Here is a 13,288-nt window from a genome sequence, read left to right on the forward strand (position 1 = left end):
CCCCCACGCACGCCAGCCGGATACCGCGCGCCCCGTGCTCCGGCGACCGTGGGAGCATGCCCCAGCTCCTTCTGCACCGCACGATGCGGGCGGCCCCCGGCCTCGCGGCCTGCGGCGCGATCGCCCTCGTCTCCCTCGTGATCGGCCGCGCAGCCCCCGCGGTCGGCAGCGCGGCGCCCGCGATCGCCCTCGGCGTCGGCTGCGCGGTGCTCCGCGCTCCGGGGCCTGCGCTGCACCCCGGGATGGCGTGGGCGAGCGGCCCGGGCCTGCGGGTCGCCATCGTGCTCCTCGGCGCGGGCCTCCCGATCCAGAGCGTCGTCGCGGCCGGTGCCGAGGCGCTTCCGGTCATGGCCGCCACGCTCGGGGCGTGCGCGCTCGCGACGGTCGTCGTCGGCAGGGTGCTCGGCGTGGGGCGGCGACTGCGGACCCTCGTCGGCGCGGGCACCGGGATCTGCGGCGCGTCCGCCATCGCCGCGATCGCCCCCGTGATCGGCGCCTCGAGCGCCGAGATCGCCTACGCGATGTCGACGATCTTCCTCTTCAACCTCCTCGCTGTCGTCGTGTTCCCCGTGCTCGGGCACGCGCTGGGGCTCGACGCGCACGCGTTCGGGGTGCTCGCGGGCACCGCCGTGAATGACACGAGCTCAGTCATCGCGGCGGCGGGGGTGTTCGGCGGAGGCGCACTCGCCGTGGCGGTCGCCGTGAAGCTCGTCCGCACGCTCGCGATCATCCCGCTGAGCATCGCGCTCTCGATCGGCGAGAGCCGACGGGGCGGGGGAGGGAGCCCGCTGACCCCGAGCCGGGCCGCGGCGCTCGTGCCGTGGTTCCTCATCGGGTTCGCGCTCCTCGCGCTCGCCCGGTCGGCCGGGTGGATCCCGGCCGGGATGCAGGACGTGATCTCGCAGGCGAGCGGGTTCCTCATCGCGGCCGCGCTCGCGGGTGTGGGCCTCTCGACCGACATCCGAGCCGTGCTCCGAGCCGGGTGGCGCCCGCTGGGGCTCGGCGCGATCCTCTCCGCGGTCGTGGCGGGCACCGCGCTGGCCGTGATGTCCGCGTTCGGCGCTCTCGCCTGAGGGTCTGCACAGACGAGGAGGCGCCGCCCGGCGATCCGGGCGGCGCCTCCTCGTCGCGATCGGTCACACGGCCGTGAGACCGTGCGGGATGTCGGTGACGAGATCGCGGATGGCGACGGTGAGGCTCGCGCGGGTCCCGATCGAGCGCGCGTCGGCCATGTGCGCGCCGGCGAAGCACTCCCACTCGCGTCCCTTGACGCAGATGTACCCCTTCACCTGGTCTGCGAGCGCCACCTGGTAGCACGTGAGGCTGATGGGGATGAGGACGGCTTCCGGCGCGCGTCCGAGGCTCGGGTGACCGGTCCTCATGGTCGACGCGGTGCGTGCGGGGGCCTGCGGGGCTGTCTCTGCGATCAGCGACATCTGTCCTCCGTTCTCGGTGCCGCGGGGTGCGGCGATAGAAGATGTCTACCGACCGCGCCGCCTCCTCTCCAAGACGGGGCTCGAGGCTTGACACGGTCGCCGCGATCGGGCAGACGGCGTCAGGACCACGTCCTCCGCGCGGGGTTGCTCACCTCCGGCTGTCGGCGCTCGCCCGGCGTCGGGGCCGTCCAGCGGACGGCGTTCGCGAGCACGCGGCGCACCTGAGGGTGGAAGTAGACGGGGTACTCCTGATCGCCGGGGCTGAAGTAGAAGATCCGCCCGCGGCCGCGCGTGAAGGTCACGCCCGAGCGGAACACCTCGCCGCCCTCGAACGAGCTGATGAAGACCTGGTCGTCGGGGTTCGGGATGTCGAAGTGCTCGCCGTACATCTCCTGTCGCGCGATGACGATCGGATTCTCGACGCCCTCCGCGATCGGATGCCCGGGCGCGGTCGTCCAGACCAGCTCGCGCTCTCCGTCGTTGCGCCAGGCGAGGGAGCACGTCGTGCCGAGCAGTCGCGTGAAGATCTTCGAGAAGTGGCCGGAATGCAGCACGATGAGGCCCATCCCGCCGAGGACATGGCGCTGCACGCGCGCCACGACCTCGTCCGCCACCTGATCATGCGCGATGTGGCCCCACCACAGGAGCACGTCCGCGGCCGCGAGGGCATCCTCCGTCAGGCCGTGCTCGGGCTCCGCGAGCGTCGCCGTGCGCACCGCGACGTCGTCGCCGAGCAGCTCGGCGAGGCCCTGCGCGATCGCGCCGTGGATCCCGTCGGGATAGATGGCGCGGATGTCGTCCTGCGTCGTCTCGTGGACGTTCTCGTTCCAGACGAGGGCGCGGATGGTCATGCTGTTCCTCCGATGATGTTGAGGTCGGTGTCGAGGGCGATCTCGCGCCCGGCGGCGGCCGACGCGTAGCAGGCGTCGACGAGGCGCGCGCGGCTGAGCCCGACGCTCCCGTCGTGTTCGGCCCACGTGGCGGGATCGGCGACGTGGTCGAGGAACGTCTCCACGACGGCGGCGTGCCCGCGACCTGCGGGCGCCTGGATCGGGGTGTCCTGGCGCGACGCGCCATCGCCCGTGAAGATCGTCAGCTCGCCCGACGGGGCGTAGTCCACGACGGAGAGGTCGGCGCCGCCGTCGGTGCCGTACAGCGCGATGCCGAACTGATCGGGGGTCGAGCGGTGCGACGCCCAGCTCGTCTCCAGCACGATCGACCCGCCGCCCTCGAGGCGCAGGAGCGCGGTGGCGAGGTCCTCGACCTCGTACGCGTGACCGGTCCCGTGCTTGACGCCTCCCGAGCCGCCCAGGCCGCGCGGGCCGAGCTCGGAGTGCGTGACGGCGGACACCGCGGTCACGCGGGGCTCTCCCATGAGGTGGAGCGTCCAGTCGAGCACATGCACACCGAGGTCGACGAGCGGCCCGCCTCCCGACATCTCGGCGTTCGTGAACCAGCTCCCGAGAGCCGGGATGCCCGAGCGCCGCAGCCACATCGCGCGCGCGTGGTAGGGGCGACCGATCGTGCCGTCGTCGACGGCCGCGCGGATCGCCTCGATGTCGCCGCGGCGGCGGTGGTTGAAGGTGATCTCGAGGATGCGCCCGGCCTCGCGCGCGGCGTCGACCATGCTCTGGCCCTCGTCGCCCGTGCGGGCGATCGGCTTCTCGCACAGGACGTGCGCGCCGGCGCGCAGCGCCGCGATGCTGATCGGCGCGTGGAGGAAGGTCGGCACCGCGACGCTGACGACGTCGAGGTCGCCGCGGCCGATCATCTCCTCCCAGTCGGCGTACGTCTCGTCGATGCCGTAGGTCTCCGCGAGCTGCGCGCGGACGTCGTCTTCCTTCCCGGCGATCGCGACGAGGTCGACGTCCGGGCGGGCGGCGTACGCCGCCATGTGCTGCTGGCCGGCCCATCCGATTCCGACGACGCCTGCACGGATGCGACGAGCGGGAGTGGGGGAGGACTGCTGTGTCACTGTTCCTCGTTCTCTCTCCGGGCATCGACGCCCGGATGATTGAGTATCTAAATATATGCGTGTCTCGACCGTAGGAGACATCTCCCGGAGAGTCAATCACCCCCCTGCGGGCGCGTCGATACCGGTTTCTCGGAGCCTGGCCATCCAGTGCAGTTTCGTGCACTATGCTCGGGGGGAACGGGAGACCGAGGAGGAGCTCATGGCGGGAACGACGCGGATCGACAGGATCCTCGAGGACAGCTTCGTCCACGAGGAGGTGTTCGCCCTCCGCCCCGACTACCGGGCGATGCTCGTCGTCATCGAGGGGATCGCTCCGGCGGCAGGCGACGCGGAGAGCGAGGCGCTGCTCGTCCGTGCCGAGGAGCACGCCCGGCGCCTGGTCGCCGCCGGGCCGATCGAGGATGAGCCGCACATCGCGTCGTGGCGAGAGGCCTACCGGGCGTTCGGGGCGAAGCCGCAGCGGACGCGCAACAGCCTCGAAGCGCTCACCCGCCGTGCGGCGGATGCGCTGCCGCGAGTGAATCGCCTCACCGACGTGTACAACGCCATCTCGGTCCTCCATGGGCTCCCGCTCGGCGGTGAGGATCTCGACCGGTACGTGGGTGCGCCGCGCCTCGTGCGCGCGACCGGGTCGGAGCCCTTCGACACGGTGGCCGGCGGAGACCCGGTCGTCGAGCACCCCGACCCGGGTGAGGTCGTCTGGTGCGACGGCGAGGGCGTGACGTGCCGCCGATGGAACTGGCGTCAGGGCCGCCGCACGCGGCTGACCGACGGCACGCGCACGGCCCTGTTCATCCTCGACGCTCTCGCGCCGACGTCGGATGCCGAGCTGGAGGCCGCCGCGGACGCGCTCGTCGAGCACCTCGGCGCGGGCGCGACGGTCGCGCGACGCCTGCTCGCAGGGTCGGACTCCGCTCTCGGCTGACGCTGCTCGCGCACGGCGTGGGCCGCACCGGGCCAGGGCGCAACCCCCTGTCGTCATCCCGGCGCCCGTCGTAGCGTCGCTCCCGACATCGACGAGGGAGGACGCAGCATGACCGGAACGCACGTGGAGACGTTCGCCAAGCGCGGGCAGTGGATCAGCCGGGTCGCCGGCGACACTGAGCTCTCGCAGAGCTCGGCGAGCAGGGAGGAGGCCATCGAGGCCGGGCGCGCGCTCGCCGAGCGCCTCGGGGTGCCGCACCGGGTCGTCGACAGCGAGCCGACGGGGGTCGCGAGCGACGAGCAGAGCGGGGCCGACGCGGCCGAGGTGGCCGACGAGATGCTGCCGGACACCACCGACGAGCGGGGGATGCCGCTCGACAACCCGTCAGGCTGATCCGCGCCGGCCCCGCGCTGCCGGGGAACCGTCAGAGTGCGCGGAGTCGCTCGAGCAGCGGCTCCGCGACCTCGGCGAGGAAGCGCTCCTGCTGAGCGTCTCCCACCTGGACGATCGCGACATCCGTGAAGCCGGCGTCGACGAACGGGCGCACGCTCTCCGCGAGGGCGTCGAGGTCGGGTCCGCACGCGATCGAGGCCGCGACGTCCTCGGGGCGCACATACGCGCTGGCCCCCTCGAAGCCGGCGGGCGTGGGCAGGTCGGCGTTCACGGCCCAGCCGCCTGCGAACCAGCGGAACTGCTCGTGCGCTCGCGCGACGGCCGCGTCTCGGTCGGGGTCCCAGGAGATCGGGATCTGCCCGATCTTGCGGGATGCGCGGCCTCCCCGAGCCTCGTCCCAGGAGGCGAGGAGGTCGGCGTCGGGAGCGGTCGTGATGAGGTGGTCGGCGAGCGGTGCGAACTCCGCGACCGAGCTGTCTCCGGACACCGCGACGCCGATCGGCACGCCGCCGTCCGGGGCGTCCCACACGCGTGCGGAGTCGACGCGGAACCACTCGCCCTCGTAGGTCACGAGGTCGCCCGTGTGCAGCGCGCGGATGATCTCGATCGCCTCCGCGAGCATGTCCTGGCGCGCGTGCACAGCAGGCCATCCCTCGCCCACGACGTGCTCGTTGAGGTTCTCGCCCGATCCCAGTCCGAGCGTGAACCGCCCGTCCGAGAGCACCTGCATCGTCGCGGCCTTCTGCGCGACCACGGCGGGGTGGTACCGCATCGTGGGGCACGTCACATACGTCATGAGCTCGACGCGCGACGTGGCCTGGGCGACCGCGCCGAGCACCGTCCACGCGTAGGGGGCGTGGCCCTGGCTCACGAGCCACGGGGAGTAGTGGTCGCTGCACGCGAGGTAGTCGTACCCCGCCGCCTCCGCGGCCTGCGCGTAGGCGACGAGCTCTCGCGGGCCGCTCTGCTCGGTCATCAGCGTGTATCCGAAGCGCGTCATGTGGACCTCCTGTGTCGTCGGCGTTCCCCCGCACACTAGGCGCGGGGGAACACCGCGAACAGGGGGTTGCCGCGGGCCGGGAGGTCCTCGATGATGCCCGCTCTCAGGCGGGCGCGATCTCCGCGACGAGGCTCTCGACGCGCGCCCGGATCTCGTCCCGGATCGGCCGGACCGCCTCGATGCCCTGCCCGGCCGGGTCGTCGAGCTGCCAGTCCTCGTAGCGCTTCCCCGGGAAGATCGGGCAGGCGTCGCCGCAGCCCATCGTGATGACGACGTCGGACTCCCGGACGGCGTCGACGGTCAGCACCTTCGGGGTGGCCGCCGAGATGTCGATGCCCTCCTCGGCCATGGCGGCGACGGCCACCGGATTGATCTGGTCCTTGGGCTCCGAGCCCGCGGAGAGCACGTCGATGCGGTCGCCCGCGAGCGCCTGCAGATAGCCCGCGGCCATCTGCGAGCGGCCCGCGTTGTGCACGCAGACGAAGAGGACGGCGGGGCGGGTGGTCTCGGTCATGGCTCCTCCGGGTCGGGTCGCCTCAAAGCATAGACCGTTGTCTATGTGATGGGAAGGAGATCCCCGAGAAGACTGCGCACGCGGCGCTCGATCTCGTCGCGGATGGCCCGGACGCGCGGGAGCGGCTGGTCGGCGGGATCGTCGAGCGGCCAGTCGAGGTAGGTCTTGCCCGGGAGCACGGGGCAGGCATCGCCGCAGCCCATCGTGACGACGACGTCGGCCGCGCGCAGGGCCTCCGCGGTCAGCGGCTTGGGGAACTCGTCTCCCAGCGGCACGCCGATCTCGTCGAGCACCGCGACGACGTGCGCCTTGACCTCCTCGGCCGGCTCGGAGCCGGCCGTGCGGGCGCGGACCCGGTCGCCGGCGAGATGCCGCAGGATCGCCGCGGCGAGCTGCGAGCGGCCCGCGTTGCGCACGCAGACGAAGAGCACCTCGGGCACGCCGCGGTTGACGGATCGGGAGCGCGTGAGCGCGTCGAGGCGCTCGACGGCGAGGGCCGACACCCGCGAGGCGAGGCGGGCCGGCGTGCGCTCCTGTCGGCGGAGGAGCTCATGGCTCGTCCGAACGAAGAGCGATACGGTCTCGGCGCCGTGCACGCCCTGGTACCGCTCGGTGAGGTCCGCGGCGATGCGCTCGAGGTCCGGGCCGGCGGCGGGGGCTTGGCCCACGAGGCCGATCACCTCATCGGCGCGACCCGGTGCGAGCGAGAACCACGCGCGGCGTCCCTCCTGCCGCCGCTCGACGACGCCCGCCGACGCGAGCGCGCGCATGTGGTGGCTGACGGTCGGCTGGCGCAGTCCGAGCTCGACGGCGAGCTCGGTCACGCTCACGCGGCCCTCGGGGGAGTCGAGGATGAGCCGGATGATCCGGGCGCGCGTCGGGTCGGCGACCGTCGCGAGGAGAGCGGGGGAGGTCGCGGCGGGCATAGATCGCAGTCTATGCCTCATGGGGCCGAGCGGAGAGGGAGCGCCGGCGTCGGCCGGCGCCCCCTCTCGTCACTGCGCGTCGCTCACGGCCGAGCTGACGGCCGTCGGCGCGTCGTACTCGCGATCCGGGATGCGGCCGAGCGCATCGAGCACGGCATCATCCGCGCCCGCGTCCCGCGCCGATGCGAGGATGTCCTCCTTGCTCGCGGGATAGTCGATGCCGCCCAGGAACTTCTGCACCTGGATGGGGTTGGGCGTCTCGCTCATCCTTCTCTCTCCTCTCTCGTTCGGGCCCCGCGGGGCCCTGCTGCGCCGACTCGCCCGCGAAGACGATCTCGCTCGCCTCCGTCCCGCGGTCGACGACGGTGGTGGGGGCCTCGAGGTGGACGGCCCCGCTCGGCAGCACGCCGGCGCCGCCCGCACGCTCCATGACGCGCCACTGCGCCACGACGTCCTCGCCCGCGTGCGCCGCCGGCAGGTCGCGCCAGAAGCGGAACCCGCCGGCGGCGAGCAGCTCCGCGCGCTCGAAGAGCACGCACCCGCCGACCCATGCGATGCGGTAGGCCAGCCGCGCGTCGTCGTCGAGCCCGCGATCGGCGGCCTCGTGCGCCATGTTCGCGGCGTTGTGCAGACGCCACCGCTCGAAGCCCGGTGCGCCGCGGCGCATCCGCTCGGGCCGCACGCCCGCGGGCCCCCACGGCTCGAACGCCTCGCGCTCGTGCGGGCGCACGTCGTCGAGATGCGACAGTCCCTGCACCGCGTACCCCGCGAAGCCGCCGCCCGACTCGGTCAGCGCGGCGTCGAGCCGCTCCAGCGCGCCCGGCTCGAGCCATACGTCGTCGTCGAGGAAGAGCACCCGCGGCGCGCGGGACGCGTCGAGCAGGAACTGGCGCTGCTCTGCCATCCCGCGGCGGGGGAGGTGACGAAGCAGCACGACCTCGCGCCCCTGGGCCCGGAGGACGCGGAACATCGCGCGCACGGCGGGGTCTGCGTCGACAGGCGCGGAGGGCGACTGGTCGCTCACGATCACCCGGAAGGCCGGGTCGTCCTGCGCGGCGAGGCCGGCGAGCGTCACGGCGAGCGCCGACGTGCGGCCTGCGGTGGGGACCAGCACGTCGACGGCCGGCGGCGCGGGCTGCGAGGCGAGGGCCCACCGCGCCGCTCCGCGTCTGCTCCGCATCAGCGCCGCCCCTCGCGAGCCAGATCCGCCGGCGCGGGGCGGGACCGGATCCGCCCGATGATCTCGGTCGTCGAGTGATCGGAGACGTAGTCGAGGATCGCGACCTCTCCGCCGACCGCGTGCACGTCGGCGGTCTCGGCCAGCATCTCCGGTGTGTAGTCGCCGCCCTTCGCGTACACGTCCGGGCGCAGACGCCGGATGAGCGCGGCGGGCGTGTCCTCGTCGAAGACCGTCACGTAGTCGACGCACTCGAGCGCGGCGAGGACGTTCGCGCGGTCCGAGGCGCTGTTGACCGGGCGGCCGGGCCCCTTGAGCCGTCGCACGGACGCGTCGCCGTTCACCGCCACGACGAGCACGTCGCCGAGGCGCCTGGCCTGGCGGAGGTAGCTCGTGTGGCCGCGGTGCAGGACGTCGAAGCACCCGTTGGTGAAGACGACCCGCTCGCCGGCTCGCCGGTGCGCCGCGATGCGCTCGGCGAGCTCGTCGGCATCGAGAGCCGCATCCGACGGGCGGCCCGCCCAGGCCGCGAGCTCGTCGAGGGAGCACACGCAGGTCCCGGGCTTCCTCACCGCGACGTCGGCCGCGGCCTGCGCGAGCTCCGTCGCGACGGGCAGGGGCGCTCCCGAGGCCACGGCGACCGTGAGCGCGGCCACGAACACGTCGCCTGCGCCCGACGCCTGCTTCTCCGGCGTCGGGTGCGCGCGCGTGCGGACGGGCGGATGGCCGGGGCGCAGGAGCACCGTCCCGCTGCGGTCGAGCGTGACGACAGCGGCGCCCGCGCCCGCCGCCGCGCGCAGCCGGTCGGCCACGGCGGCGGCCCGCTCGACCCGCTCCTCGCCCGTGCCGAGCTCCGCTCCGACGAGGCGCTCGGCCTCCGCCGCGTTGGGCGTGATCACGTCCGGTTCGGCTCGCCGCCAGCGCGCCGCATCGTGCGCGTCGACGACGCGCAGAGGCGGCCGCGGCAGCCGAGCCAGCGCCTCGACGACCTCGTCGGCGAGGAGGGTCGACGCGTAGTCGCAGATGAGCTGCGCGTCCGCGCCCGCGCTCGCGTGGCGCGCGTCCTCGACGAGACGAGCGAGGGCATCCGCCGGCCACGGTGAAACCTGGGTCTCGTCGAGACGCAGCATCACCTGATCGCCCGACACGACGCGGATCTTCGTCGTCGTCCGCGCATCGGCCACCTCGCGCAGTCGCGCCGTGTCGATGCCGGCCGCGGCGAGCCGCTCGCGCAGCAGTCGTCCTGCGTGGTCGGCGCCGATGAGCCCCACGGCGCTCACGCGGGCGCCGAGCGCGGCGAGGTTCATCGCGGTGTTGGCGGCGCCGCCGGGCGCCCAGGCGCGCTCGGCGACCTCGACGACCGGGGCCGGCGCTTCGCGGGCGAGCCGCGAGATGTCGCCGCTCCACCAGCCGTCGAGGAGGAAGTCGCCGATGACCGTCACGCGCGGCGCACGGTCGCGGATCGCGGCGAGGGCGTCGAGCGCGGTCACCGCGTCACCGCCGGTGCCATGTGGACCACCTTGACGCTCGTCATCTCGTCGAGGAGCTCCGGTCCGTACCCGAAGCCGGAGCCGCTGCGGCCGCGCGGCTGGGCGGAGCCGCCCGGAGCTCCGCCGAAGACGGCGTTGATCTTCACGGTGCCGACCGGCAGCGCGTCGATCGCGCGATGCGCGTGCGCGATGTCGCCCGTGAGCACGGTCGCGGCCAGACCGTACGCGTCCTGCACGGCGTGGCGCAGAGCCGAGTCGAAGTCGTCCACGACCATGACCGGGGCGACCGGGCCGAAGGTCTCCTGGCGGAAGACCGCGGTGTCGGGCGTGCAGCCGACGAGGACGGTCGCGGGGTAGCGGAAGCCCGGGCCGTCCGGCATCGTCCCGCCGGTGAGGGCCCGGGCGCCGTCGGCGAGCGACGCCGTCACCTGCGCATGCACCTCGTCGCGCATCCGCGCGTCGACGAGCGGCGCGAGGGTCCGGCTCTCCGCCTCCGCCACGAGGGCGCTCGTGAACTCCTGTGCGACCGCACGGTGCACGAAGATGCGCTCGACGGCCGTGCAGATCTGGCCGCTGTTCGCGAACGCCCCGAGTGCCGCCTGGGCCGCCGCCCAGCGCGGGTCGACGTCGGCGTCGACGATGAGCGCGTCGTTGCCGCCGTTCTCGCGCACGAGGTGCGCGCCCGTCAGCGCCGTCATGCGCGCGATGCGCTCGCCCGCAGCCGTCGACCCGACATGCGCCACGACGTCGACCCCGGGCGAGCTGACCAGCGCCTCGCCCACGTCGGCGCCCCCGAGCACGGTCACGAGCACATCGGGGGGAAGGGCGGCGGCGAGGATCTCGCCGAGCAGGCGCCCGGCGTGCGGGCAGCGCTCGCTCGGCTTGTGGACGACGGTGTTGCCCGTCGCGACGGCGGCGCCGATGAGGCCGGCGGCCACGGCGATGGGATCGTTCCACGGCGTGACGGCGGCCACCACGCCGCGCGGCTCCGCGCGCGTGAGGTCGAGCGCGTCGGGGGCGCCGCGGAGGCTGCGGCCGCGGTGGAGCGGAGCGCTCTCGGCATACTGCAGGAGCGTGTCCACGGCCGCCGCGATGCCGCCGTCGGCATCGGCGCGCAGACGCCCGTTGTCGCGCTGCTCGACCTCCGCGAGCTCCGCGCCGCGTTCAGCGAGCGCGTGCGCGGCGGCCCGCAGCGTTCGACCTCGCTCGGCGGCCGGGGTCGCGCGCCAGGCGGGCTGCGCGGCCCTCGCCCTCGCGACGGCGGCACGGACCTCCGCGACATCGGCGACGGGCACCGACCCGGTCACCGTTCCGTCGCGCGGATCCCTGATCACGATCTCGTCTCGCGTCCGGATGGCTGTGTCGTCGCTCATCGTCCTGCTCCTTCCGCTCGCGTGCTCCTCCTCCCCACGTACCCACTGCGCCGCGCGTTCACACACCGCGCTCGCCGGGGTTTGCCGTGCGCGGCGCGGGGGAACGGAAGGAGGAGAGGAACCCTGCCGCACGAGAAGGAGCCGCACATGACGCCGGAGACAGCGCTCGCCGATCCGCTGGGCACCCGCCCCGCGGCACCCGCTCCGGCGGTCGCGCCGCCGCGCGACCGATTCGCCGGCGTGCGGCGCATCGCCGTACTGCGCGCGGGCGGCCTCGGCGACCTCCTCTTCGCCGTGCCGGCGATGCAGGCACTCATGGCGTCGTATCCCGAGGCCGAGGTGACGCTGCTCGGCGCGCCCGTCGCGCGCGCCCTCCTGCCGGGGCGCGACGGCGCGCCGCATCGCGTGCGCGTCCTCCCGGCGATCCCGGGCGTGGGCGCGGCGCCCGACGCCGCGGCGGATGTCCGGGAGATCGAGCGGTTCGCGGCCGAGCAGCGGGAGGAAGGGTGGGATCTGGCCGTCCAGCTGCACGGGGGAGGGCGCTTCTCCAACCCGTTCCTGCTGTCGCTCGGAGCGCGGCACACGGTCGGCACGCGCACGGATGATGCCGCGCCCCTCGAGCGCACGATCGACTACGTCTACTACCAGCACGAGATGCTCCGCGGCCTCGAGGTCGCCGGCCTCGCCGGCGCCGCGCCGGTGGCTCTCGAGCCGCGCCTCGGCACGTCCGCGCGCGAGCGCGCCCACGCCGCGGAGCGGTGCGGAGCGGATCGCCCCGTCGCCGTGATCCATCCCGGCGCGACGGACCCGCGACGCCGATGGCCCGCCGAGCGCTTCGCCGCGGTCGCCGCCGCGCTCGTGGACGCGGGAGCCCGCGTGGTCCTCGTCGGCGATGGCGAGGACGCCCATCTGTGCGGTCGCATCGCCGCCGCGGTCGACGCGCCGTCCGACCGCGTGCGGGACCTGTCCGGCGCGCTCGATCTCGGCGCGCTCGCCGGCGTCCTCGCCCACGCCGCGGTCGTGATCGGGAACGACAGCGGCCCGCGCCACCTCGCGCAGGCGGTCGGCGCCCGGACCGCCGCGGTGTACTGGTTCGGCAACGTCGTGAACGCGGGGCCTCTCGGCCGGGGACGTCACCGCGTGCAGCTGGGGTGGACGACGCACTGCCCCGTGTGCGGGCGAGACGCGACACAGGTCGGATGGACCGCCGAGCGGTGCGCGCACGATGTCTCGTTCGTCGCCGATGTGCCGGTGGCCGCCGTGCGCGACGACGCGCTGCGCCTCCTCGAGGACGCCGCGGCGGAGCGCGCGCGGTGAGACCCGCCGGGCCCCTCCGGTCAGCGGGGCCCGGCGGGTCTCACCGGATCACGGCCACGACGGCTCCTCCTCGGGGCAGACGACGAGCTCGCGGACCTCGCAGCCCCGCGGCTGCTGCAGCGCGAAGACCACCGTGCGCGCCACCTCGGCGGGGTCGTTGAGCTGCGCGTCGGGACCCGGCCGATACTGCTCGTCGCGGTCGTCGAAGAAGCGCGTGCGCATCCCCGCCGGGATGAGCGTCGTGACCCCGATGCGACCGCGCGTCTCCGCGGCGAGCGCCCGGGAGAATCCCAGCACGCCGAACTTCGATGCGCAGTACGCCGTGGCATCGGGGAGCGCCCGCAGCGCGAGCGACGACGCCACCGTCACGACGCGTCCGTGGGCCCGCTCGATGTGCGGCAGCGCGGCGCGGACCACGGAGACCGTGCCGAGCAGATTGACGCCGATCACGCGCTCCCACTCCTCGGCGGCGACGGCGTCGAGGCGTCCGCAGCGGTCGATTCCCGCGGCCGTCACGACCGCGTCGATGCCGCCGAGCTCCTCGGCGATCTCCGCGACCGCGCGCTCGACCGCGAGCCGGTCCGAGACATCCGCCTGCCGGGTCGTGATCGCGCCGACGATCCCCGAGACATCCCGGTCGATGACGGCCGGCGTTCCGCCGCCGTCGGCGACGGCGCGGACGACGGCCTCGCCGAGGCCCGAGCCGCCTCCGGTCACGAGCACGCGGCCGAGGGGGCGCGGATAGGTGTCCTGCATGTGGTT

15 protein-coding genes are annotated in these 13,288 nt (G+C 74.1%); 4 read left to right on the forward strand and 11 right to left on the reverse strand.

Annotated features, from left to right (window positions below; genetic code table 11):
• The first annotated feature begins 56 nt into the window (after positions 1-56).
• Positions 57-1,073 (forward strand): YeiH family protein, encoded by a 1,017-nt coding sequence (locus GC092_RS07400; protein WP_324014688.1) that lies wholly within the window; start codon positions 57-59, stop codon positions 1,071-1,073.
• Positions 1,074-1,136: 63 nt separating this feature from the next.
• On the opposite strand, the gene GC092_RS07405 is transcribed toward GC092_RS07400, so the two are convergent.
• The 3 genes from GC092_RS07405 to GC092_RS07415 form a co-directional block, all read right to left on the reverse strand.
• Positions 1,137-1,436: a hypothetical protein gene (locus GC092_RS07405; protein ID WP_271171989.1), complete on the reverse strand. Its 300-nt coding sequence runs from the start codon at positions 1,434-1,436 to the stop codon at positions 1,137-1,139.
• Between the two features lie 119 nt (positions 1,437-1,555).
• On the reverse strand, positions 1,556-2,287 hold the full coding sequence (locus GC092_RS07410) for a ThuA domain-containing protein (protein WP_324014690.1): 732 nt from the start codon (positions 2,285-2,287) through the stop codon (positions 1,556-1,558).
• Entirely contained in the window at positions 2,284-3,411 is a 1,128-nt protein-coding gene (locus GC092_RS07415) for a Gfo/Idh/MocA family protein (protein WP_324014692.1), read from the reverse strand. Before GC092_RS07415 ends, GC092_RS07410 begins: the two co-directional genes overlap by 4 nt.
• Before the next feature lie 199 nt (positions 3,412-3,610).
• On the opposite strand from GC092_RS07415, the gene GC092_RS07420 reads away from it, so the two are divergent.
• Together GC092_RS07420 and GC092_RS07425 are read left to right on the forward strand one after the other, a co-directional pair.
• On the forward strand, positions 3,611-4,336 hold the full coding sequence (locus GC092_RS07420; RefSeq protein WP_324014694.1) for a B3/B4 domain-containing protein: 726 nt from the start codon (positions 3,611-3,613) through the stop codon (positions 4,334-4,336).
• 108 nt (positions 4,337-4,444) lie between these two features.
• The gene (locus GC092_RS07425) at positions 4,445-4,729 is read left to right on the forward strand and encodes a DUF2188 domain-containing protein (RefSeq protein ID WP_271171985.1); all 285 of its coding nucleotides are present in this window, start codon (positions 4,445-4,447) and stop codon (positions 4,727-4,729) included.
• 31 nt (positions 4,730-4,760) lie between these two features.
• On the opposite strand, the gene GC092_RS07430 is transcribed toward GC092_RS07425, so the two are convergent.
• From GC092_RS07430 to GC092_RS07460, 7 genes are all read right to left on the reverse strand, one after another.
• Complete coding sequence (locus tag GC092_RS07430) at positions 4,761-5,729, reverse strand: TIGR03557 family F420-dependent LLM class oxidoreductase (RefSeq protein ID WP_271171984.1); 969 nt, start codon at positions 5,727-5,729, stop codon at positions 4,761-4,763.
• A 103-nt stretch (positions 5,730-5,832) separates the two neighbouring features.
• Positions 5,833-6,243, reverse strand: a complete 411-nt coding sequence (locus GC092_RS07435) for an arsenate reductase ArsC (protein ID WP_282977859.1) — start codon at positions 6,241-6,243, stop codon at positions 5,833-5,835.
• A 41-nt stretch (positions 6,244-6,284) separates the two neighbouring features.
• Positions 6,285-7,169 carry a metalloregulator ArsR/SmtB family transcription factor gene (locus GC092_RS07440; protein WP_324014697.1) on the reverse strand — a complete coding sequence of 295 codons (885 nt, stop codon included), beginning with the start codon at positions 7,167-7,169 and terminating at the stop codon, positions 6,285-6,287.
• 69 nt (positions 7,170-7,238) lie between these two features.
• On the reverse strand, positions 7,239-7,409 hold the full coding sequence (locus GC092_RS07445) for a DUF2795 domain-containing protein (RefSeq protein WP_324014870.1): 171 nt from the start codon (positions 7,407-7,409) through the stop codon (positions 7,239-7,241).
• Positions 7,327-8,349 carry a glycosyltransferase family A protein gene (locus GC092_RS07450; RefSeq protein WP_324014699.1) on the reverse strand — a complete coding sequence of 341 codons (1,023 nt, stop codon included), beginning with the start codon at positions 8,347-8,349 and terminating at the stop codon, positions 7,327-7,329. Before GC092_RS07450 ends, GC092_RS07445 begins: the two co-directional genes overlap by 83 nt.
• Positions 8,349-9,836, reverse strand: a complete 1,488-nt coding sequence (gene rfaE2, locus GC092_RS07455; protein ID WP_324014700.1) for a D-glycero-beta-D-manno-heptose 1-phosphate adenylyltransferase — start codon at positions 9,834-9,836, stop codon at positions 8,349-8,351. Before rfaE2 ends, GC092_RS07450 begins: the two co-directional genes overlap by 1 nt.
• The gene (locus GC092_RS07460; protein ID WP_324014702.1) at positions 9,833-11,209 is read right to left on the reverse strand and encodes an aldehyde dehydrogenase family protein; all 1,377 of its coding nucleotides are present in this window, start codon (positions 11,207-11,209) and stop codon (positions 9,833-9,835) included. Before GC092_RS07460 ends, rfaE2 begins: the two co-directional genes overlap by 4 nt.
• 147 nt (positions 11,210-11,356) lie before the next feature.
• On the opposite strand from GC092_RS07460, the gene GC092_RS07465 reads away from it, so the two are divergent.
• Positions 11,357-12,526 (forward strand): glycosyltransferase family 9 protein, encoded by a 1,170-nt coding sequence (locus GC092_RS07465; RefSeq protein ID WP_324014704.1) that lies wholly within the window; start codon positions 11,357-11,359, stop codon positions 12,524-12,526.
• Positions 12,527-12,574: 48 nt separating this feature from the next.
• Here GC092_RS07465 and GC092_RS07470 read toward each other — a convergent pair whose 3' ends face one another.
• On the reverse strand, positions 12,575-13,282 hold the full coding sequence (locus tag GC092_RS07470) for an SDR family oxidoreductase (RefSeq protein WP_271171977.1): 708 nt from the start codon (positions 13,280-13,282) through the stop codon (positions 12,575-12,577).
• Positions 13,283-13,288 lie beyond the last annotated feature (6 nt).

Origin of the sequence: Microbacterium sp. JZ37, from assembly GCF_035188445.1 — a bacterium.
Taxonomy (GTDB): Bacteria; Actinomycetota; Actinomycetes; order Actinomycetales; family Microbacteriaceae; genus Microbacterium; species Microbacterium barkeri.